Below are 22,904 nucleotides of genomic sequence, written 5' to 3'. Positions count from 1 at the left end.
TGGCCGTGACTCGCCGCATTAAGTTCCGGTGTCCTCCCAAAGCTGAACGCACACTCGGAGGACAATGACAATGCCAGTAAGGTACACATCATTACCATTGTCACTATAGCTACCAGAGAAGCCGGGATTTGAATGTCGATGGTAGTGAGTGGGTCAACTCACTGCCATTGTCACCCCGTTACGATATTTTCCGTTGGATGTACTGGCCAATGAAGTAAAGCGTAGAAACCGGGTGTTAACAGGTGACTCAGGAGAAAGCGTTGAATTCGCAATCTCGATCTACATAGGGTGGTAGAGAACAATGACAACGGTAATGACTTTTGACTCATTACCGTTGACGTGAAAGAGCGGGCTGGGACTAACGAAAATCGAAGAAGTAATTTAGCACCCGGAGCCTGAACCGCCGGGTTAACTTTAGCTGGCGTTGCTGTTCTTTTTCTGGCTTCGAAGACTACGAATATAGCGCAGTTCTTCAGCGGTTAAATCATGGACGGTAAGAACATCATCGCCGTCTATCGGGTCAGCTGGTGGGCATAACTCACCTTCTAAAACAGAAGACCCTGAGTTCTCTTCTTCATCTTCAACCACTTCTAAAGGAGGCTGAGTATTGTTCAAATTCAGATCGGGATCCCGCTTATGAATCTGGAAGTATACTTTTCCGTCTTTCTTAATTTCGGTGTACTGGAGGTATCCTATCGATGCCAACTCTTCAAGAGCCTTTCTCACGGTAGCATTCTGACTATTTGCTCGTGTTTTGAGGTTCAGACGATTTTTCAGCCGAGTAAGGGATATCGGTATAGGATTTGGCGGTAATGACTCTATGAACGTATAGAGAGCCTGGGCGCTTTCCTTCTTGGCCAACTCCTTAATTGCCTTCAGCTGCATCAAAACCTTATGATCGTATTGATAGAGCTCGAAAATCTTAGGATCAACCTGAAGGACAACCTGATCTGATTCCGGGTCTAACAGGGCAGACTGTACCAGATGCGTTGTATAGACTTTGGACGAGTTATTACTGGTGAACGACAAGGTAACGGATGCTAACCTGCGTAAGGAGGCGTCTATACGTTTTCTGGACGCTGTAGATGAGCGATAATTTTCAGGCGTACATAGCTTGAGGAATTCAGTGAATTTTAAGCTTATCGTGTCATTGTTAATCGGATGATTGGCATAGGTTCGAATGATGCCCATCCACGTCTTAAAATCTACTGACATATCAAGACGCTCACCGACAATTGAAATATTGGTGAACCCCTCGCTCTCCATTAAAGAGAGCGTCTGTAACTCTTTCGTTGCGTCAAAGCCAACCGTTTTATATTCCCGATTTTGACGCCCCACACTCTTTGGTGATGGGACGAACAGCCCGAGCCGCATCAAAGCAATAGACTGCACCGTACGGTTGCTGTTAGGACGCAAAATGATGTCTTTACCTGATTCTTTCTCTCTAACAGAGAAAGCCCTGGTGACCAGGTCCTGCTGCTCAGTATCTTTCTCTTTAGTCATAATAAGTTATCACTGAATGTGTAAACAGATTGGTGAATAGTAAGCCCCAGCGAACTCTATGTCACTGGATGGATCATTGTGATGATCCATATCTGTGCATAAGTTCTACCTAAAAAAACGACTCCACTCATTAAAACTTGGCAAAAACTCTTTGCATACAATGACCTGCAACTCTTATCAACAACGGATCAGATCAAGTTAAAAAGATCTAATGAAAAGTCACTACTATTGTCGCTCTGATCACTACTGATGTCAAAAAACTCATTACCAACGTTATAATAATCACTACCAATGTCAAAATAATCACTACTGTTGTCACTGATCACGTCTCAGGCCTTGTGCCGTCTGGCCTGGAGGCAGCGGGGATCTCTTTTGATCTATCAGGAACACTAAGGTACTAATTATTGGAACTACCTTGTGGAAAATGGGGATAAATAAATGCTTAGTTCTTATACAGGTCTCAACTTGCCTCCCTGATAAAAACTGTCGTCAAAGCTAAATCACAGCCACAGGCATTTTCGGTGGATAAATTTTTGAGAAATAGAAGCATACATGCAGACTCGTGTCGCAAGTAATTGAAAGTAATAATTTATTTAAATAATGCGAGTCACCTTACCTTACAGTGGAAGTTTAAGTCTAACCTCACTACCATTGTCACTTAAAATCATTACCAACGTCGAAATAGTCTCTACCATTGTCTTTTAAGTCACTCCCGTTGTCACTTATGTCGCTACTGTTGTCAGTGACAATGCTCCAGCCCAGTAACCATGCGGCCTACAGCGTACCGGGATCTTCTTTGTACTCTCTGGCACCTTTGGGATCATTTATTGGATCTACATGAGGGATAAAATCTTTTGACGATTTCGTAGTGCAGTTATACCAGCGACTTAGCAAGACAAAAGCTGCAATTTAGTGACGAGTTACTAGTCTGCCCAACAAGAGCAATGCAGAGAAGATATGTGGTGAAATGACCATGGTAGTGAGTCTAATCACTACCATGGTCCGCAGTAAGCGTTACTTACGCAATGAACGTCGGACTGATTTGCAACAACATGGGCTACGGCGCATCAGAAGACGGCCGTTGTGCTTCAGCAAAACAGCCCTGCTTTATTTTAATTCTTCAATGTTAATCATGAACTCAGATCTGCCTGTAAGGCCGGATACAGCAGGGAAAATAGGAAAGCTACGGCTGTCCCCGAGCCCCAAATCCAGTTGAAGCTCTTTGCTTTCACCTGGCATCGCAGAAACACCATTTACAGTCACGCCGAATGCAGCGTCCTTACGGACAGTAAGCACTGCGTCCTGAAGCCCTGTAGCGATTGAACCATCCTTTTTACGCAGCTGGCTGGCATACAGAACAGCCAGAGGAGTATTGTCAGATGTTTTGAGAGAAGCATTGACAGCTAAGGTTTTCAGATTCTCTAGCCTGACGAGATTGTTTGGAAGGTAGTTAAATTCGACTGAGCTTTCTTTAACGTTGTTCATCTCATCTTTGGCCTGAACTGTGAGAGTGTATGTTTCGCCTTCATTAAGAGACGGAAAGATCTTGGGATAATTAGGTGCATACAGGTTGTTTCCCAGATTCACCCAAGACAATTCCACCGCATCAGAAACAGGGCCACCGCGAAGAGTCATACGGCTTAAGGATGGTTTAGTTAGAGCATCGGTGAGCTGTATACGGACGTTCTCCAGCCCATATACTGTTACGTTTTTGCTGATCGGTTTTCCTTCGTAGCTAATACTTACAGATGGTGCTGTATTATCAACGACAACAGTTTGATAAGGGAGGTTACCGGTATTGTTGAATGTATCTTGGGCATTAATTACCACGTTATAACTGCCTTCTGGTACCTCTTTCATGTTGAACTCATACGTGTAGTTCCCAGACGCCATATTTCTACCTGTTTGTTTGCCGGTTACGCTTATTTCTGCGTTGTTACGGTTTTTATCTGACAACCAAACTCGATTTACATAAACATGGTCGAAATATGAACCATCTCCAGGTTGATTCACGTAAACCTGGAGAATGTTGGTGGTTTCAATGTAATCAAATCCAGTGACGGAGGGACCCAGTGTATGCCAGGCTATATTCTCCCATATAGGGGCAAAGAAGGTTGCTTCGGTGGTTGACCTTACTTCATAGCCACTATGAAGATAGCCGGTAGTGCCATTTATAATATCCTGGGGCAAAGAGACGGTACAGGTTGTTGAGCCAGCTGGAATACTGCATGTTGCTCCGCCAGTGATTTTTTGATCATATGGCCTAGCCTGTACATTGAACCGGATATTAGTAAGTTTTATAGGCATATCAGATGCCTTGAACAGGTTCCAGTTTACGCTGTTGAACCATGTTCCATCAGCCTTTTGTCGTTCTATGGGTGAACTTCCCCAAGCCGGACTCTTTACAGAGGCAGGATCCCAGTTGAGCCAGCTGGCATACTGACCAAGATCTCCTCCAGACCATTGATATGTATTCACAGGTCTATAGTAGTTTCCATCTAAGGCACCCTGTGGCAGCTTAACTTCCACGTAGACATAGGTGGCATCTTCGGAAAGGACCTGTACTCCGCCATAGTTATTGGTAATGCTCATGCCACCATTTCGATATGGCTTCCAGTTAGTTCTTGGGATACGTATAACCAACTTGTAGGGGTTTTCCAGCACTGTAAGGCCTCGTTTAAACGGGACGTATCCCGAAGAAATGCCGGGTACAACACTGGTGCTTACACGTGAGTCATGAACTGCAAATGGCGTAAATTCTCCCATTTGATCGTCATATAAAAACCGCTGGGGAGGAATGTTAAGCGTATTTCCTGCCAGGTCCGTAACGATGAAATTGAAGGTGAATTCTTCATCAAGATCACTTGAGGGCATGCCAGCCTGGGTGTTCATATCTTTAATCCACGGATAGAACGCACGTTTATTGGCTGTGTCATAACTCAGGTTATTGTCGGAGACCACAGAACCATTACTTCGTTTAATGACAAGACGGATCTTGGCAATTCCACTAGCATCCTCAATACCGTCTGCAAATATAGAAAACTGGCCACTACCGCCTCGGCCCAACTCCCAAAGTGGCCCAGAAAGTACCATGTCGTAACCTGCGTTTTGACTCGGATAAATACTCTTATAGCGTGGAGGAGTTGTATCAACGATGAAATGATAAGTAGATGTGCTCACTACAGTCTGGCGAATATCCAGAGTTTCATTGACTACAGTAAAGGTCCCTTCTCCGAGCGCCGGTAGAACCATATCCTTTCCATAGTATTCTGTTCCATCGGCAGCAACGATACGATCTGCAACGCTCGTTTTGGTCGAGACGGAGGAATACATAACCTTTTTATCGCTGTCTCGTGTGACCGTCACTCGCTCGTACCGATCAAGACCCGATATCAAGTTCAGAGTCAAAACACCAGCGGGATTAAGATATGTTTGTGTTGCAGGCTTAATATTCCGAACAGCCTTATTGGTATCTGTAAATGAGTAGCTAAATACCTGAGCATGTGCCGAAGATACAGTAGCAAGGGCAGTTGCAACCATGCAGCCAATTAGAGTTTTACGCATATGATGCTCCGGGAATAGGTTATAGCCTTATTCTACGGATTCAGCCTACAAGGTCCGGTCGGATAAAGTGATAATTTGCCTGTTAAAAGAGACATCAAGTGAGAAAGCAACCAACGTACAGAATGCAAAATGGCGGCAGTGCATCTGGATGACGCAAAAGTAACTTTTTGTACCCACTTTTTTGGATTTTAGCCTTCAAAATGAGTATTCAACCAATCATAAAAGTAACTTTTGATAGACGCTGCTCCTTTATGTTTGCCAATTGTGCTGATATGTTTTTAAATTCAAGGAAGCGAGATTTTAAAAGCATCTGTTGAGTCAAATTTATGTAAAATAACAGGGTAACCATCACTTCTAGGTTGAGGAAACCCAATGTTATACATGCTCTTATGCTGTTTTCTGATGCTCAACAGTACATTCGTTATGTTCAGAGCAATGTCTGCAATAAGTAAAGGATCCGCTAAAGAAAACCGGTCTGAAATATCGCTGATAGTCCTAGCAACACTTGGAATTGCATCACCATTCATTGTCGCAATGATTACTATTAATGAAAGTATGACATCTAAAACAGTAACAGATTTTTCTTTGGGTGCTCAGTGGTCCGGAATGGTTTCAGCGGTAGCGCTAATGGGGTTATATGCTCGACGCGTTTGGAAAGAGAAGAAGTCCTTATTTACTGGCGCTTTCCTGGCCTCTTCCTTAATGGCCTTTATTTTTACTGACAGCCTTGTTTTCGTATCCCAGAAGGACACCGGCGTTCTGGCTACTTTCGTACTCGATAAAAACGCTGGAGATATTGATTGTAGTCGCCCGGCTATGATTGTCCATTACAGTAAAGGTGTTCCAACGGACTGGCGTTGCCCAACCAGTATCATGTTGATGGCGTATTCTTCATATCCTTTTTTACCTTGGCCTGAGTATAGCCATGGTACCAGCCAGTCTCTTACGGTTGTTATTGATACATTTATGGAAAACGCTGTTAATCTCAGTCAAAAATAATAAATAAACCTCTCTAGTGAGAGGTTTTATAAACCTGAGCCACCAATCTAATTAACTCTATATTTTTGTTTTAGCTTTTTTAAAGGTAGACTTACCGAATAAAACAGCAATTATAGAGCAAAGGCCTGGCGTTAGGACAAAAGCTAATAATGCACTGCCAAAACTTGTCATTTCAGGCACCACGAACCAGCTGATAGGCCACGTCAGGGCAGGTAAATTTAGCGGATCATAAAGCGCATGTAGAGCGCTTAACACACAGTAAAGTGCTAAAAAGCAAACTAGATAAACAACGATCCACATTTTAATTTGCTCAGCAATTTCAAATTTAGGACTGCCCATGCTTTACCTCAGTGGCTGAATATTGATGGTTAATATCTTTAATCACCCGTAAGCACTTAGTGCATACCTTAGTTCGATTTGTCTGCTTGTCCAGAGTGTATTTAACTTCAAGTTGACCTCCAGCATTAAGCAAAGTGAGCATCTCATCTTCTAACACGCTTCGGTAAATGGTCTTGTCCGAGAGTGTGCCCGGTAACGAGTACTCAACATAATTGTTTGAAACTCTTACCGATTTAGGGATTTTACCACTGAGCTGGATTTCATTCGTTGAAGGCATTACAGTTACTTTAATCACAGTTGCCGGTGACCAGAAATCCTGATAACGCACTTTATGAATTTTATCAGCTCTAAGGCCTAACCACACATTTCCGGCGATAAGAACAATAAGCAATCCATAAACTGATCGTCGAATGTTACGCCTTTTAATCACAATGTCCCCCATCCCTCAAATATCATTCTAAATAACTGCACCAGGATATCATGAGCGTAATTAAAAGAATTCTTCATAACCGGGGTTTTCAGTTGAGTTTGCGGACTCTTTACTTTGCGGTTTCTCGCCCTCTATTTGAGTATCCCTGACAGGTTTGGATTTACCCATGCTCCTCTGAAAGGTATCCATAACAAACTCAATATCTTCTTCTGGCAGGCTGGTGGGTTGGTTGCTCATAGGACTTCCTCTTGTTGAATACGTTCGGCGTACAGGATGCGAACCGAAACGGTCGTGTTTTCAAACTCGTTCTCAAAAACGTCCATCCATTCCGTCCGGAATTCTTCCCCCAGAAGGTTATCGAGCCCCTGAAGAGATAATGGAAGAACGGCTGCTAGAGATCCCCCGGCTGCGAGATGAGATGCAGCTGCCTGGAGATGCAGCCTGGCCCGGTTATCGGCAAAAGGTGGGTTCATCACGACATAATCAAACTTCTTCTGTTGATTAGACTTAGACCATGTGAGGAAGTCAGCTTCTGTCGTATCGTATCCCTTAGCCCGGGAGATAAGGCAATTCAAAGTATCAAGCTCGATGCCAGTAACGATCACACCGGCAGGGAATGATTTAAGCAAATCCGCATGGCCAATATTAGGCTCCAGGAGGGTATCCCCTTCCCCTGCACCGAGCAGGGAATATACATATTCGCTGATTCGGCAAGATGAAGGGTAAAACTGATGCGATACAATATCAGGCATCTCCCCTATCTGGCCGATGTAACGAATAACCTCACACGGATCATAGGAAAATGTCACATCGTATTTTGTTACTGTTGCCCCTAAGAACCGAAGGGTGTCAGCGGCAACACTCGAAGATTTGCGTTCGGCGAGAGACCCTAAAGATGTCCAGCAACTCCATTTATTGTCCCCGTCATTTTTAAACATTAGTTCAGAAAGCTGCATCCGGGTATCAAAGTCGATGCACTGCTTAAGTACAGGGAATGCCTCCAAAGATTTCTTGCTATGAGCCATGCGGTCGGCAGGTAATGCCAGCGGTACGATAGCTGATAAAATATTGTTAAGCCGCTCGGCGATATCAGGGTGGACGTCAATATGCATTGATCCATTTTTGTAAACCCTGAAACGAATACTGTTGCCATCGATGCAGATCCATTTTCTGAACCCCTCATGTTCGACCAACGCCTCAACCAATGATTTGGTGTTATGGATCGCCTTCACCTGTTCGCCACGGAAGAATGCGCATATAACGCGGAGCTCGCTCAGTGGTGAAATGCCAGACTCTTTAAAATCCACCCTTAATTTCTGCCAGGGGTATTTAGACGGCTCGCAAACTCCGGTAGTGATCATGCGGGTGGAGAACCCAAAAGCTTTGTTTGTCTTATGACTGCGGCTCAGAGACTGGAAGACGTCGTAAACCCTTTCTTTAATAAATTGATTGCGGTCATTAAGCAAAGCAACGACTGTGCCTACTACAGCGTCAGCTGTGAAATCAGGGATCACCTGAGGCGGCATAATATAGCGGTCGGCCGTAAACTGCTTATCCCATTCGTTACGTTTGGCATCCGACATGATAGGCAAAACATCAGTGAGTGCCATAACGCGTTTCCAGTATTCAGATCTCAGAGCGTTTTCCGCGAACAAGGCATCCGCTTCAGAGATACTGTGGTTGTAGCCTGAGAGATAAGAATAAAGTTTCTGGTGATTGTGGGTTTTGAACTGGACAGCCATGTGTTTCAACAAGCAGAGTTCATCATTATAGGACTCAACAAGATCCGCGATAATGCCGAGCTCTTTGCGCATATCTGGAAGAAATGTTTCAGAAGAGCTAACCACCAGGCTATGAGAGGTTGTTAAAGCCAGTACGCTGTGACCTGCATTATCGGGTTTAGCTTCAGAATCAAGAGATGACATTTTACCGGTCCTTTAGAAAAAACTTTTACCAGGATAGCAACGTCGCTCTGTAACCTAATAGGTTCAGTGACACGAAAAAGTTTTTTATGTCTCTGAATAAAACTTAAAGATGTCAACTCATAGAAAGAAGCAAAAAAAAAGCCCCGCATAAACGGGGCAAGAACGATACATGGAGGTTTAAAAAAGGCGGGCAAAAAGCCTGAATCCTTAATGACTCTGACAAAACCAACACTTTGCCAAAAGTAAATTATTCTGCGTCCGGCTGTGGGTCAGTATCCTGATCGGTCTCTTCCCCTGCCTTCTTAGCATTTTTTTTACGTGGGTATTTTGGCTTCTCACCATTAAGTTTTGCCTGACGATTCTCCGCACGGCGAAGCTGCTTGTTCTCTGATTCTGTGATCTCTTTTGAAAGATTTCTCAGCATCTCCAGAGTACTGCGGTTCAACGTAATGTTGATTTCTTCGTCAGCACTTGAATCTGTCATCTCCGGCAATTCAATATCCCCCAGTTTCTGTAATAAGCTGGTGGTGATGAGTTTGACGCCTTCTACGGCTTTTGTGGCAATAACCGGCGGAATCCGTGCTGGCTTGAAGTCTGAAGGTCTGACTCGTACCTGACCATGTTGGGTTTTTTTCACCGTGATGCCATTCGCATCGGCCTGCTCAAGTTCCGCGATCATCTTCTTGATACGTGAAATTGCTTCTGTTTCACCGAGCTCATCGATCAGTGAAAGCACGTTAACATACGAAATAGCGTCAGCATGAATCCATTTCTTGATAACAACAGAACAGGTTGTCAGGCGGATAAGAGAACTGATGGTCGTCGGGCTTTTATTTTCACGTTGAGCAATTCGTTCGAGTGACCAGCCAGCAAGAGAATGTAGGCGACGATAGGACTCGCCAAGCGCAACAGGAGAAAGCGCAAGACCACGGTTACCATCAATGGTCGCGAGCTCACAGCCAATTTCATCTTCTTTAATCTCAACGCAAAGGATTGTGATGTCATGATCTTCATCACATGCCATCATTGCGGCTTTTAAACGGCAGTGCCCCTGGCGAACAAAAGGTACCCCATCAATGACACGTACTCGGATAGGGTCTACATAGTCACCTCGAATGTAGGCATTCTTGATGTTGTAGATGTGTTCTTCAACCTCAGGGAGCTTATAGTAATCGTCACCCATTCCCATTTCGCGGGAGTTGAAGCCTGGCGTGACCTGAATTACTGAAGGGTGGATAGCCCATGCTTTCTGGTCACTTACTTCAGTACAAAGTTCAGGGTTTGCATCACGGAACTGTTTAAGCCCAGTGACGTAACGACCTGTGCCAGTAACTACTGAAAAGGCAACATGGGCCGTTTTAAAGACCTTGTCATTAGCTTGCTGTGTAGGTTCTGTCAGTAAAACACTCATAGGGGCTCCGTTACATTTTTCTGCTTACTTTCTGCGTAGCGGGGATACTACCGAAAAAAAAATCCATAATTTTTCGCAAAAAAGGTACTTTTTGAGCCTATTCTGATTTTTCACAAAAAAAGAGGGCTCCCCATTTCTTGTGATGGCATCAAAATCGCTTCATAAACAAAGACATAAATCCAAAACATAAAGTTCAGGTATCAGTGAGGAAAAATCTTATAAATCCGCAATGCTGAAAGTCAAAACTGTGCGTCTTAAACAACTTTTTTTTGCTCCCTAAGTTATTAGTTAAAGCCCGTGGTTAGGTACGATACCAGCACCTAAATTTCTCTCTCAGGTATAGACACTTTGACTCGACATCTCAGACACATGCCGATAATCAAATGGGCTGGTGGAAAAACGAAACTGATGCCTTTCATCAGCCATCACTACCCACACGATCATAGTTGCCGGTGGGTAGAACCCTTTATAGGCGGTGGTGCCGTTTTTCTGAACATGTTTGCACAAAATGCATTGCTTGCAGATAGCAATCCAGACTTGATCAACCTATACAGGACTATTCAAAGACAGAAAACTAACTTTATAAATCAGGTCCAAAACCTAGCGGATAAAACCTTTGTCGAAAAGGACTACTATGAGATGAGGGACCGTTTCAACAAAACCTGTATTTCTGGTCAACCGCTTCAAAGAGCGGCTTTGTTTTACTCCCTGAATCGCCTGGGCTATAACGGTATGTGCCGCTATAACTCAGAAAGAATCTATTCAGTGCCCTGGGGGAAACATACAGAACTGAAGCTTGACTTCAATAAAATAGACTACCTTTCATTTCGTCTTTCAGGTATTGAACTGATCACCGCTGGTTTTGAGGAGACTCTGGCCGCAACCGGCGAAGGAGATCAGATTTATTGTGATCCGCCATATGACAAAACAAGCAAAACTAGTTTTGTCAGTTACGATGGTAAACCGTTCAGCCAAAGCGACCACGTGCTGTTAGCAAATATGCTCGTTGACGCTCACAGAAAAGGCGCTGCTGTTGCGATATCAAATAGCCTGACACCATTCACTTTGGGCCTCTATGAAGAGCGTGGATTCGTCATACACAGACTCAGCGCTTACCGATCCGTAGGAAGTAAGCCAAATACACGGAAAACGGAAACAGAAATACTGGCCGTGCTGAAATAGAGTTAATTCTAATCAACGGGGCTAATCCATTCCTGAAAAGTTAATACCTCAGGGTGAGTTCGTTGAACATAAGGTATAAACTGAAGCTCTTCTATTCTCCGGTCGCCCCTCTTTCCTTCGCAAATAAATGAAATGAGTCCTTGCTGAGAAAGCCCAGTAAGGACGCTCATAAGTCTTATATTTAGAGTTTTAAGCTGTAAGTCGTTATTAATGTCCTCCACTTTATGAGAGCTCTGGCCTGAACGTTTAAGATACTCGTAAACCATGAAATTCGAATTTCGTCGTTTTAACAATTTTTCGGTTATGCATTCCTGAATGAAACCGCCAAGAGCATCTAAAAGCGGACTGAGAACTACCGGGAAAGTTAATGTGTAACTTTGAGAAGTTTTAGACAAAGTAAATGAATTTAGAAAGCTAAAGTTAAGTCTCTTTTTTGAATATGGAGCGTAAGCGACAAGAGTAGTTGACATAACAGTAAGTAAAGCTTCAAGATGTTCCACTGTTATTAATGTGGTTTTATCTGTATTTCTTAGATTATGGAAATCAATAAACGCTACTCTTGAACGGCTAAGCCAATCTTGTACTTTAATGTCGATAGAAAATTGCGATATATGATTTGAACATTCATTTTGGTTGATAGGGCATGCAGACGAAAGATGGTTATGGATTATCATGCATAGCACAAAAAAAGGAAATCGGCAGGCTGTGGGGCATTGAAAACCGGTTAAAGAAAGCTTAGACGTTTCATATGCGCTTACCGGAAAAGTAACTTTTCTTAACGTTGGCTTTGACGATGTTCTTGCATTTTTACAAATGAAACCGAGACCCAGATCATTGTGCATTTTAAAGTCCATCTCCATCATCACCTTTTAGCCTTAACTGTATGGTATTGGTATACAAAAAATTAAAAATTATAATTAATAAGATTATCATTTTTTTACTATTGAAAAGGTTGTGATAGAGGGGAATTTAAATGTAAAAGATTTATACTCGCAGATCTTTATGAGGGATAAAACCCATTGCGTAAGCAACAATATTACGTGAGTGAGTCCTAACGACAGTTTAAGTCTTGGCTCTATATTTAAGCAGTAAAACATTTAACTGTCTTGGAGTTTACTTAACTTAAAAACTGTTATTGCAGCATAATTTTTCGAATCAAAATCATAGAATTTTCTGACTTTTCCAGTCAAATGATAACGTTCACCCAATAAAATGTGATCCTGTTTATCGGCCGTTAAAGCGATCCCGTCATTTCTAACTTTACCAGTAAATGTAAAAAAATAACTCCCTTTACTTTTTGCGTACGCGGCCCTGACTTCAGTAAATGTTAGTTCAATGCTTATGACCTGGCCGATATTGTAGCTATGTTTTAAAATTTCTTGTTCATTTTCCGGAGTTTCAGACAACATCACATCAAAGGTTGTAAAGAAACAATCCAGCTGGCGTTCTGTCAAAAAACGGTTATTGTCTAGTTGCGCCAATATACTATTAGAAAACTTAGTGTTAGCCTTTTTTGCTTTCTCAATAAGTACGTGGTTTCTGGATTTCCATGCTTCGAGTGTTGGGTTAACACGCAGTTCCGGAATGTTATCGAGAAAGGTAATTGGCTCTAGTACCACTAATTTTTCAATAATGGGTCCAACTGTTTGCACCCCATGACACTTTTCACATACATCAGCCCCTTTGTGGCCTGTGCCCGCACATTCGTTACATTCTCTTTCGATAGGTGCATAATAATTTCCATCTCCGTTAAGGGATACATTCACTGAGGCTGGTACCATATGACCATCAAGAGTAAAGAAAAGAGATTTCATTTTCGAAACACCTCCAAACGTGCCTCTACGATTGCTACAGCTTCTTTCACAGTTTTTTCATAGTGGTCATGCCCTTCAGGAAATTGGTCAAAACGTTTACCGTGTTCTAACTCTTCCATGTTGCGTTTAAGGACTTCATGAGTTAGAAGCAAATCATTATAATTATCGATAAGAGTCAGCTTTATAGGTTTAATCACTCAACTAATCCTCGGGTTTTTATTCCTTAAGGAGATCTCGAATTTCCAGAAGCTCTTCTAATTTTGGTTTAGAAAGAATGATTGCTGTATTTTCGTCGTTAAGTAAAGACAATAAAATATTTAGCTTTTCATCATTCAAGATTATTTGAACACCATCATCAGAAAATATTACATTTTTACTATCAACATTTTTGAACAAGTGTGCACTATCTCTACCAAATTTTAGTTCTGTTTGAGTATTCGTTATAGATTCCGTATGTGTACTTTCCACAAGCTCAAGAAATTCAGATTTTAGCCGTTCTGTTTTCTTATGCGAGAGGCGCTTAATACCCAAAGTCTTACGTGTGACTGCCGAATTTTTCTTTTCTGGTCCGCCTTTATTTAAGGTGTCTGGTCCTGCTCCAGCTGCATTGTGTTCAGGTATGCCTACAATTTTGCTCGTTGTAGTCTCAATATTCTTAACGCCAGGTAAGAAACCTTCTATATGTTTTAAAACCATTTTGTGATCGTTGGAATATTTTAACATTATTTCAATGGCGAGCGTTTTTTTGATTAGATTTAGGCTAATCAAACGTTGAAGCTCTAATGGCATATCAAGGATTTTTAGCATATTACGAATTGCGGTAGTTGATCGTTGATATCGCATTGCTAGTTCTTCAACCGAATACCCGAGACTAACAGCATGAGCTAATGCATGAGCTTGCCCAACCGGATTTAGCCCATTGCTTCTGTTACCATCGAGGTTCTCAAGGTATTCTTCAATTTCGTTTTTATAATCGATTAAGATAACAGATAATTTTGGAATATTAGCACCTTCAGAAATTGCTAATTTTAAGCCATGAAAACGAGTATGACCTTGACGAACTAAATATTTACCTTTTCTTTTTACGACCTTGATCATATCAACCTGCCTTCCTTCCTTAAAGGCTTGTTTGATTGACACAATCATCGATTTGACAGGTTCTTGTTCGTAACACAAATCTCCGATTACCGCCTCTCGGGGATTAAATCCCTTTTCAATTTCAACTAGATTAGTATCCACTTCAATGACTGTATGTTTGCTGTTGTTCATATCTTCCTCCTGTTTACTACATGATACATGAACCTCAAATTTGCCAAATAGGGCTGATACATCTAAAAGGTAAACTCAAAAAATTTGCTTAATAAAATTAAAATAAAAACTGTCTTGAATAAAACAATGATAGTAAACCCACTTTCATTTCCGTTTGCGATCTGTAGATATTGATAAAGGAGCGCTATTCCTTGTTTTATATGGACTTATCATTGTTTTCAACAGGTTAGATCAATTCTTTAGATCACTAAAGATCAATAGAGTTCAAGTAAAGATCACGGCATCTTTAACTCATTGATTATAGTAACTTTATGAAAGGATCCGGCATTCGGATGCATGCGAAAAGCATTTGAATGAATAAGGAAGGCATTTACTGGAATGCTTATGGCATTTAGGTAAATGCGTAAAAAGCATTTGCAAGAATATGTTATAAACAGTTTGCCAAATGAAAATCTTATCACCGACGAGTTAAGTTAATGATTAAAAACAACGAGTTAATCCATCCTTTTGACGTAACCAGTAATGAATCAGGTAAGACTTATCAACTGACGCCTAACTCGTCCAAGTCGGTTCAGCCCGTGGCCCTGCTGAGATTGAGTGTATTTACCCCTGTCGGCACAAAAGAAAACCGCGACCGAAACTTTGAAGTTGATGCCTCTGATGAGCTTTCGTGTATGGAAATTGCAAGATCGGAGGGTTATGACGACATCAAGATAACTGGTGTCAAACTATCTATGTCTACCGACTTTAAGTGCTGGCTCGGGATCATCATGGCTTTCAGTAAATATGGTTTTACTTCCGAGAAGATTAGCCTGACTTTTAACGAGTTTGCGAAGATGTGTGGTATCAGTTCAACAAACATCAACAAACGAACTCGTGCGCGCTTTAAAGAGTCATTAATGAACCTTGCATCGGTAGTGCTTGCCTTCTCAGACTCTCGTAGTGGTCGGTTCACAGTAACGCATCTGGTGCAGAAGGCTATGATTGATCCAAAAAGCGATACTGTTGAGCTGGTTGGGGATCCTTCTATGTGGGAACTGTATCGTTACGACCATAAGACATTGTTAAGCCTTCAGGTTCTATACATTTTGGCTAAAAAAGAAGCTGCGCAATCTCTCTATATTTATTTTGAAGCAATGCCAGCTGGTACGTTGTTCGTTAATATGAAACGGTTGAGGGAAAGGTTGCTTCTTACAACCCCTATTCGTACGCAAAACCAGATAATTCGTAAAGCAATGCGGGAACTTGAATCTATCGGATATCTCGATTATCAAGAAGTTAAGAAAGGTCGCGACATACAATTTCAGATCTTCAAAAGAAGCCCTAAGCTGGCCCTTGCCAAACAAGGTTGAAAGCTATCTGGTATGCACTGGTTATAACCTGCTGAAAAATAAGTTATTTATCAGTGCTATGCTTAGTGCTTCTTTTACTACTGGTCTTACATCTCGGCTTAATGTGCAAAAAAGTAACTTTTCAAACGAACTCCTGACTATTCATCTGTATGCCTTTCTGACTCAAGCGTACATGCTAGCCCATTCATTAAATGCCGTTGAGCAAGATGGTTTCGTGCGCACTCTATTCACGTGAATGCCTTTTGTGGATTACGCCTCTTACATTCATACAAATGCTTTTGATGTCGGTATCCCAAAAATTCATTCATTGAAATGCTTTTGTTTGCCACTGTATCCCGAGCATAGCTATGCAGTGGTATAAAAAGGCATTTTGGTGAATGGCATTAGGTCGAATGACACACAGTTCAGCTTTGTTAAGAGCGAGAATGGTCCAAGACATCTATGACATTGGGCATCAGAAGGACTATGTGCTTGATATGAGATCAAAAAAATATCAGAAGCATCACAACTCCAATGGCATTCAAAGAAATGCCTTTGTTTTGTTAGTACACCAAACAACCCAAAATTCATGCAGTTATATCAAAGACTCATTCGCAAAAGGACTCAGCCAGAAAGCATTTGCTTAAATAGCATTGGCCAAAAGCATTCGAATGAATGATGTTCGTATGGACAAGACAAAGTCCCACTCACGCCCAGAGGTGTAAAAGGCATTTAGATGAATGACGCACCGGCCCGAGGATTGTATGTAGTTTCTCCAACTGATAGTTGCCGAACCAGGGAGCACAGTGATATGCGGCCTTCTCAGAATCAAGAGATAGATAATAAGGGAACAAAAAAGATTAGATATGAAGCTTAGTTACCTGCCCGATATCTAGTTAGAGCTTTTCAAACCATCAAAAGTGACTTTTATGCTTGAGGAGTCTCATCAGCTTCAGGATTGAGCTTAACGTAATCTTACCCCCTCCCCTCTTTCAAACTTTTACTAAGCGTTCACTGGTACCTTTCAAAGATTATGCTTTAGGCCCTTTGCTTAAAAATTCACCAATCGCTAAACGTTAAAAAAAGGGGGTTTATGCGAACGGAAGGATCGGAATAAAAAAGTATTATTCATTCGCGTTTACGTGAACTCAAATCTACACGGAGTAATTATGGAACTTTCTTTAAATATTGGCCTTAGTGAAAAGAAATCTAACACGGCTGCACTTTTTAAAACAAAAAGCGCAAAAGTGATTTTGTTTGTTCTGCTGACCGTGCTTTTTTGCGGTCTGGCATATGCGGGTTCAGATGATGGGGCACTGGGAGATATTTGGTCATACATGAGTGAAAGTATGACTGGAGCTCCGGGCAAAATTCTGGCAGCCGCGATGTTGATCTCAAGCGTATATTTCTCTGTCCTTAAGCCTAACCCGGGCCTGGCACTGGTTTCATTATTCATGATGCTGGTAATGGCCAACGGCGAGAAAATTATCAGCACCTTTATGGATGCTGGCGTACCGCTGTAATTTATTGTTAATCATGCATGAGGGGGTTCATCCCCCTCTCTGGATTTTTAATGAGTAAGCAGAACGACGTTCCTCAGCATACCTATAGATTCCCTTTCAGGATCAACATGCCTCTACTGATTTTGTTTTGGGATGCCAAAAAATTAGGGCTTGCATTCATTCTGGTTGCATTTGGGAATATCTTCGAATGCTTCGGGTTTTCTGTTGTAGCAGCGGTTGTGTATTGGATTGCGTATAACAAAGCAGCTGAGTCAGGAATAAGAGGATTGCTAAAACACAAACTCTGGTGGCTCGGTTTTTTGCCAGGTAAAGCAGTTTTTAGTAGCCGTTATTTCAACGATCCATTTATCAGAGATTTGTATTCTTGATGGAGCTATGAATGAAAATGCTAAGTGGCATTAACATCCCTTTTTTCAAAAAATCTAAAAAGGATGAAAACGGTGATCTTGAACAGTCATACGTAAAGAAAGATGAAAGTGCTAAGGGACGTTTTTTGGACATTAAAAAACGATTTAGCCCACAAGCTGAAGCGTCAGGTGCTGGAATTACATACAGCGCCCTGATTAATCGTGATACAAAACTTATCCGCATTAATACTGTTTCAATAGCCGTCATTGGGTTATTGGTTGCAAAGATTCTTTTTTTCACTGACCCAGTGACGATTGTTACCCCTCCAAACATGAATGAAGAGATCACGGTTGTTGGTAACAAAGCATCGGAATCTTATAAAACACAATGGGCTCTCTTTTTTAGTACCCTTTTAGGGAATATTAATCCAACTAATATTTCCTTTGTGACGGCCTATGTCCTCGATGCCCTTTCACCTGAACTACAGGCTAAAACGAGTGAGTCTTTACAGGAGCAGATAAATATCATGCAGGCTCGTGGTGTTGAGCAGACCTTTAAGCCTAATGATATTTACTTTGATCCAAAAAATGACATGGTCTATGTCTGGGGTACCAAAACGACTCGACTTGTAAATGTTCCGGACAAAACTGAATCATCGAAATGGACTTATGAATGGGTTCTCGGGATGAAAAATGGTCGCCCAAGAATTGCATATGTAAATCAATATTCCGGAACACCGAATATTAAAAAAATTACGATAAACGGCAAAGAGCAACTGGCAACGCTGGATAATCCGCCACCGTCTACAGGTAACAAGTGATGATTAAAAAAAAGGGCTTAGGCTTCAACGCAATTACAGCATTGATCATGCTCACGACTTCGAACTGCGTAATCGCTGAAGAATACCAATTGCCAGCAACAATTAATAACCCGGTTGTAATGCCAGTTGGTGCTGACGGATTTCAGAATGGAGCTGCAAAAGCCATTATTCCGGGTCAAGCTGGTTCTGAACAGTCAGGTGCACAAACAAACCTTAGTGAAGCCGGTAATGCGCAGGGACAAAAACCTACAACTGATCTCCCTACCGTGCAACTTTCCCCAGCCAGCAATGCTTCGCCTGCGGTAAGCGCTATTACTGGAGCATTATCAAATAATCCTAGTCTCCCCGGATTTGACGCACAGACCCGATCTGGTGCAATTGATAGCTATGGGAGACCAACAGGTACCTCTTCCCAGCAGAATGCAACCAATGCGACCGCCACGTCAAAAGCCGATGAACTTTATGTCGAAGCTCGTAACCGATATAAAGAAGTTCAGCGTGTAAATGTGCCGCCTGGTGGGAATGTGGTACTGCCAGTTTCACGAGGACTTCAAAACAGAATATCGACCAGCTTCAAGAATGCTTCTGTCAGTACTTCTACCCCTGCTGAAGAGGCAAGCATATTTGTTAATGGTGGCGATGTCTTTATTTCAACTAATACCGATAAACCAATCGGGATTATGTTGTCTGAAGATCAGGTACCTGAATCGACCTATAACCTGACCCTGGTACCGCTTGATGTTCCCGGTGCGATGATTTCAGTTACTACATCTTTAAGCCCATCTATGCAAGCCAAACGTGAAACCTCATTGGATAAGCAAAACTATGAGGAAATGTTGGCCCGCTCCCAGTCAGAAGAACTGGCTCCAACGGATCCAAAACAAGACGATCATAAACAAAGAATCATTGATTTATTGACTCCTGTGGCTCTTGGTGAGGTCCCTTCAGGATTCAGTTTACAACAGGACCGACTTTCTCGTATTCCTGCGCCAGAGCAGTCACCATGTAACTTTAATATGTATGCAAAGCTCGGTCAGAGACTGGTTGGCTCACGTGAACTTATTGATGTAATTCTTGTGAAAAACGATAAACCATACGGTCAAATCGTTGCTGATCAGCAGTGTATGGCAGAAGGCGTTATTGCAAGTGCTTTATTTGATAAAGCATACCTGCAACCGGGAGAAGAAACAGAGCTTTACATAGTCCGGGATAAATTGTTCAAGGAACGCGAGGCCCGGGTTACAACCAGACCAAGTCTAATCAGAAAATAATATGGGAAAAGTTACTTTGCCTGCTCTGCTTGGGGCCACCGTGATTGGTTTTGTCGTATTTGCTTTAACCAGCTTTTACTACAGGTCAGAATATATACCAAAAAGGAGTGTATTAATCGTTCCGGACGCACCCATTAGTATCGAAGATGGCAGTAACGCTTTTCCCGTTCAGACAGTAATAATGAACGATCCAACTCTTATTGATAAATTTGTAGGAGAGGGCAATATTAATGAGGAGAATGCTTTTGACTATCACAAAAGTAACGTTTTGGAACCTAATTACAAACATGAAATATCTAGAACGAGCCAGATAGATAAAGCTGAAATGAATCATCCATCTGTTCGTGAAAACTGGGCCAGAGCAGGTGAACCCTATATCGTTCCTCAGATGTCTGACAGCGAACGAAATCTAAAAATTAAACGATTCCAGAAACCTACAAGTGGAGCTAATCATGGACATTAAAAAGGCCTGGGAAAATAAGACCGTCAGACTTTCTGTTATTGGCGCTCTGCTGGTAGTGATTGTTTATATTATTAGCCAGTCTATTTTTTCCACACCAGTTAAGAAAGAAAAGAAAACACAGAAAAAAGACATGCAGACCAATTTGTTGTTAGATGATTCGCAAATGAACAAATTGAGTAATGAAGAAAGCCAGAAAGTATATAAAGAAATGGTTAAGCAAAACCGACTTGACCAAAATGCGGCGAAAGAGGACCGCGAAAAAGCAGAAAAAGCCCAACAGGAAACTAAAGCCCAAGTTGCAAGTTTAACTTCTCAACTTCAGCAGCTGTCTCAGCAAATTAATGATATGCAGACAAATCGAAACGGCAATCGTAACTTGGATGCTGGTAGTTCGCGTAAAACGATTAATGAGCAGGCACCGGCAGCTCCTTATCAGCTTAATGCTAATGCGCCGATTAATGGCGTAAACCCTAATTACGCTTCTATCACACCTACGCGTAATAGCCCAATGAGAACAATCACACAAAGTTCCATTAAGACTAATGGTACCGATGGTGTCATTCAGGTTATGCCCGTGTCTGAAAACAGAATCAAGGAAGGCAGAGAGGTCATTGCAGGAGATAAAGCGCCAACTCGGACTGTACGAGGTGATGGTACTGCGCCAGTTGATAGCAAAGCGCGGCATGCTGCCCGAAAAGATGAAATGTTTCTTCCGGCAACATCTATTATCACTGGTGTTCTGATTACCGGGCTTGAAGCGCCTACAAGCCTTTCTTCCAAATCAGAACCAATGCCAGTAACGATGCGTATTAAAAAAGATGTCATCATGCCCAATAATTTCACCATGGATTTGCGTGACTGTAACCTTCTGGGTTCAGCTGTTGGTGATCTGGCGTCACAGCGTGCTTACATACGTGCCACTTCTATCTCTTGTGTTAATTCAAAAGGGAAAGCTTTTGACGTAAAACTGGAAGCATATGCTGTAAGTGAAAATGACGGAAAAAATGGGATCCGAGGCACGCTTATCAGCCGAAATGGTAACGCAATTGCAGGAGCTGCATTTGCCGGTGGACTTTCTTCACTTGCCGGTAGCTTAAGTCCCAGTAAGGTATCTTCACTTAACATCGACCCTAATTCACAGGCTCAGTATCAGTCCCCTAATTTTGGTGCACTTGGGGCATTAGCCGGGGCTGGTGCAGCTCAAGGTGGTCTTAATCGACTCGTCGATTACTACACCGCAATTGCAGAACAACAGTGGCCAATCGTAGAAATTAGCCCTGGCCGAGCTATTACATTTGTCGTTCAGACCGGAACTACAATTCCAACGAATCTGACCAGTCGCTGAGGTTTAAATGGATAGTTTAGAAAAAAAAGAATCGCCTGAATCAGCTGGACCTGAAATCACTAAAAAAATGGTGCGAGAAAGGACAACAAAAAAAATTACCTTCGAAATTGATATTGAAAAAATATTGAAGTATTTATTTTTCTTCGCCTTTGCCGTATTGGTCATTATTTATGGTTATAAAGGCTTTATGAATGTTTACGATTACTTCAATAAACAATCCCAGCCTTCGTACAAGATTGCAGTGCTTGACATGCCTGAATTACGTAAGGAATTTTTCAAGCATCACGGAGGCCGTACTGCTGACAATGATAGATCTCAATTCGAAGAATATTTCAGAACATTAATGAAGATCTACCGTGACCGTGGCTATTTAATTATTGATGCAACGCTTGCCGTTACTGTACCGGATAGTGTTGAAATCGTCACTTATATGGAACTTGAAGATAGCTCTGAAGCGGTACAATCAAGTTCTTATAATGCAAAGAAGTAGAGGGCACCCAATAGTGAAAAAGTTACTTTTCCCTTTAATGGCGGCTTTCGCCATTATGGCGAATACGGTCACTTATGCTTCAGAGCAGGTCCTAACTAATAGTGATGCTGCTGCGTTAATGGCAAAGGCAAAGGAAGGTGGCGTTTCACCCAGTCAGATCTCGGGTGTGTTATCAAAAATGAAAGGATATAAACCTAAGGATGCCATATACATTCCTTCTGGTGGGCTATACCTCTTTCAGGACGAACGTTCGCAGCTAATGGCAGTAACGACCGATGGCCGATACTCCCTTACTGGGGGAAGCCTTGTTGATGTAATTAAACGTAAACCTGTTCTGACTGTAGAAGAAATCAGGAATTCCTATTTTATTAGTCTTGATGAGGCCCCCTTCCCTCTGGAAACTGTAGCGTCCATTCCTCTGGGAAATTCAAAGCTTAAAAGACAAGCAGCCATTTTCATAACACTTGATTGTGACGGTTGCATGGAACTTGTTAAGAAATTCTATGCAGATCGGGACAAGTATCGGATAGATATTGTTTTAGTTCCCTCACCCGGTGAGCCAAAAGAAGAGCTTAGAAGGCTCTGGTGTAGTAAAGAAAAAGGAAAAATAAACAACCTCGATATTCTTCGTTGGCTAATGGGAAGCAAATCCGACATTGAAAAAAGATTGCTCTCTCAAAAAGAAGCAGAAGAATGTCCGGCGGAACCTTTGGTAGCGTCATTGATGCTCGCAGGAATTTATAAATTGCAGGGTGTACCTTCAGTTGTCAGACAGGATGGTTTGGCTGGTAATGGCATTCCAAAAGATTTCGACTACTGGTTGAACCAAAGCGTTGAACCTCTCTTAAAAAATCCATTTGAGACAAATTAAGGCTAG

The 22,904-nt window shown here is 42.0% G+C and carries 22 protein-coding genes; 11 read left to right on the top strand and 11 right to left on the bottom strand.

The features are described from left to right. Window positions 1-414: 414 nt before the first annotated feature. Together repHI2 and ACJBF3_RS21195 are read right to left on the bottom strand one after the other, a co-directional pair. Window positions 415-1,503, bottom strand: a complete 1,089-nt coding sequence (gene repHI2 / locus ACJBF3_RS21200; RefSeq protein ID WP_000159528.1) for an IncHI-type plasmid replication initiator protein RepHI2 — start codon at window positions 1,501-1,503, stop codon at window positions 415-417. A gap of 1,107 nt (window positions 1,504-2,610) precedes the next feature. Further along, window positions 2,611-5,067: an Ig-like domain-containing protein gene (locus tag ACJBF3_RS21195; protein ID WP_001232713.1), complete on the bottom strand. Its 2,457-nt coding sequence runs from the start codon at window positions 5,065-5,067 to the stop codon at window positions 2,611-2,613. Between the two features lie 372 nt (window positions 5,068-5,439). Here ACJBF3_RS21195 and ACJBF3_RS21190 point away from each other — a divergent pair, with 372 nt between their 5' ends. Beyond that, window positions 5,440-6,066 carry a hypothetical protein gene (locus ACJBF3_RS21190; protein WP_000966518.1) on the top strand — a complete coding sequence of 209 codons (627 nt, stop codon included), beginning with the start codon at window positions 5,440-5,442 and terminating at the stop codon, window positions 6,064-6,066. Between the two features lie 57 nt (window positions 6,067-6,123). Here ACJBF3_RS21190 and ACJBF3_RS21185 read toward each other — a convergent pair whose 3' ends face one another. The 5 genes from ACJBF3_RS21185 to ACJBF3_RS21165 form a co-directional block, all read right to left on the bottom strand. Continuing rightward, window positions 6,124-6,405, bottom strand: coding sequence for a hypothetical protein (locus tag ACJBF3_RS21185; protein WP_000535423.1), 282 nt, complete (start codon window positions 6,403-6,405; stop codon window positions 6,124-6,126). Next, entirely contained in the window at window positions 6,392-6,835 is a 444-nt protein-coding gene (locus ACJBF3_RS21180) for a hypothetical protein (RefSeq protein WP_001805248.1), read from the bottom strand. Before ACJBF3_RS21180 ends, ACJBF3_RS21185 begins: the two co-directional genes overlap by 14 nt. A 60-nt stretch (window positions 6,836-6,895) precedes the next feature. Next, window positions 6,896-7,072 (bottom strand): hypothetical protein, encoded by a 177-nt coding sequence (locus ACJBF3_RS21175; protein WP_000070862.1) that lies wholly within the window; start codon window positions 7,070-7,072, stop codon window positions 6,896-6,898. Then, a complete protein-coding gene (locus ACJBF3_RS21170) occupies window positions 7,069-8,760 on the bottom strand; it encodes a DUF4942 domain-containing protein (protein WP_000096325.1) in 1,692 nt (563 codons plus the stop codon). The genes ACJBF3_RS21175 and ACJBF3_RS21170 overlap by 4 nt, the downstream gene beginning before the upstream one ends. Window positions 8,761-9,007: 247 nt before the next feature. Then, window positions 9,008-10,171 (bottom strand): hypothetical protein, encoded by a 1,164-nt coding sequence (locus ACJBF3_RS21165; protein WP_000114860.1) that lies wholly within the window; start codon window positions 10,169-10,171, stop codon window positions 9,008-9,010. Window positions 10,172-10,540: 369 nt separating this feature from the next. Between ACJBF3_RS21165 and ACJBF3_RS21160 the strand changes: the two genes are divergently transcribed. Continuing rightward, entirely contained in the window at window positions 10,541-11,353 is an 813-nt protein-coding gene (locus ACJBF3_RS21160) for a Dam family site-specific DNA-(adenine-N6)-methyltransferase (protein ID WP_001121574.1), read from the top strand. Between the two features lie 8 nt (window positions 11,354-11,361). Here the strand turns inward: ACJBF3_RS21160 and ACJBF3_RS21155 are convergent, their stop codons facing one another. From ACJBF3_RS21155 to ACJBF3_RS21140, 4 genes are all read right to left on the bottom strand, one after another. Beyond that, window positions 11,362-12,216 (bottom strand): hypothetical protein, encoded by an 855-nt coding sequence (locus ACJBF3_RS21155; protein WP_000970401.1) that lies wholly within the window; start codon window positions 12,214-12,216, stop codon window positions 11,362-11,364. A gap of 234 nt (window positions 12,217-12,450) precedes the next feature. Continuing rightward, a complete protein-coding gene (locus tag ACJBF3_RS21150; protein ID WP_000838219.1) occupies window positions 12,451-13,167 on the bottom strand; it encodes a zinc finger-like domain-containing protein in 717 nt (238 codons plus the stop codon). After that, window positions 13,164-13,364, bottom strand: coding sequence for a hypothetical protein (locus ACJBF3_RS21145; protein ID WP_000594930.1), 201 nt, complete (start codon window positions 13,362-13,364; stop codon window positions 13,164-13,166). Before ACJBF3_RS21145 ends, ACJBF3_RS21150 begins: the two co-directional genes overlap by 4 nt. A 19-nt stretch (window positions 13,365-13,383) precedes the next feature. After that, window positions 13,384-14,436: a hypothetical protein gene (locus ACJBF3_RS21140; RefSeq protein ID WP_001065778.1), complete on the bottom strand. Its 1,053-nt coding sequence runs from the start codon at window positions 14,434-14,436 to the stop codon at window positions 13,384-13,386. Between the two features lie 476 nt (window positions 14,437-14,912). Here ACJBF3_RS21140 and ACJBF3_RS21135 point away from each other — a divergent pair, with 476 nt between their 5' ends. From ACJBF3_RS21135 to htdT, 9 genes are all read left to right on the top strand, one after another. Then, window positions 14,913-15,788, top strand: coding sequence for a RepB family plasmid replication initiator protein (locus ACJBF3_RS21135; protein ID WP_000594611.1), 876 nt, complete (start codon window positions 14,913-14,915; stop codon window positions 15,786-15,788). Between the two features lie 1,148 nt (window positions 15,789-16,936). After that, window positions 16,937-17,290: a hypothetical protein gene (locus ACJBF3_RS21130; protein ID WP_000423602.1), complete on the top strand. Its 354-nt coding sequence runs from the start codon at window positions 16,937-16,939 to the stop codon at window positions 17,288-17,290. 17 nt (window positions 17,291-17,307) lie between these two features. Next, entirely contained in the window at window positions 17,308-17,658 is a 351-nt protein-coding gene (locus tag ACJBF3_RS21125) for a type IV conjugative transfer system protein TraL (protein ID WP_001447770.1), read from the top strand. Between the two features lie 11 nt (window positions 17,659-17,669). Then, window positions 17,670-18,458, top strand: coding sequence for a TraE/TraK family type IV conjugative transfer system protein (locus ACJBF3_RS21120; protein ID WP_000783153.1), 789 nt, complete (start codon window positions 17,670-17,672; stop codon window positions 18,456-18,458). Then, on the top strand, window positions 18,458-19,729 hold the full coding sequence (locus ACJBF3_RS21115) for a type-F conjugative transfer system secretin TraK (RefSeq protein ID WP_000592092.1): 1,272 nt from the start codon (window positions 18,458-18,460) through the stop codon (window positions 19,727-19,729). Before ACJBF3_RS21120 ends, ACJBF3_RS21115 begins: the two co-directional genes overlap by 1 nt. 1 nt (window position 19,730) lies before the next feature. Beyond that, on the top strand, window positions 19,731-20,192 hold the full coding sequence (gene htdO / locus ACJBF3_RS21110) for a plasmid transfer protein HtdO (protein WP_000521242.1): 462 nt from the start codon (window positions 19,731-19,733) through the stop codon (window positions 20,190-20,192). After that, window positions 20,182-21,537 (top strand): IncHI-type conjugal transfer protein TrhB, encoded by a 1,356-nt coding sequence (gene trhB, locus ACJBF3_RS21105; RefSeq protein ID WP_000351841.1) that lies wholly within the window; start codon window positions 20,182-20,184, stop codon window positions 21,535-21,537. The genes htdO and trhB overlap by 11 nt, the downstream gene beginning before the upstream one ends. Before the next feature lie 7 nt (window positions 21,538-21,544). Further along, window positions 21,545-22,027 carry a hypothetical protein gene (locus tag ACJBF3_RS21100; protein ID WP_000377632.1) on the top strand — a complete coding sequence of 161 codons (483 nt, stop codon included), beginning with the start codon at window positions 21,545-21,547 and terminating at the stop codon, window positions 22,025-22,027. Window positions 22,028-22,145: 118 nt separating this feature from the next. Further along, window positions 22,146-22,898 carry a protein-disulfide isomerase HtdT gene (gene htdT / locus ACJBF3_RS21095; RefSeq protein ID WP_182911723.1) on the top strand — a complete coding sequence of 251 codons (753 nt, stop codon included), beginning with the start codon at window positions 22,146-22,148 and terminating at the stop codon, window positions 22,896-22,898. The last annotated feature ends 6 nt before the right edge of the window (window positions 22,899-22,904 follow it).

The organism is Enterobacter sp. PP-008-ECC_S150 (assembly GCF_045257065.1).
GTDB classification, from domain to species: domain Bacteria; phylum Pseudomonadota; class Gammaproteobacteria; order Enterobacterales; family Enterobacteriaceae; genus Enterobacter; species Enterobacter chengduensis.
This window is presented reverse-complemented; position numbering and strand designations above follow the sequence as displayed.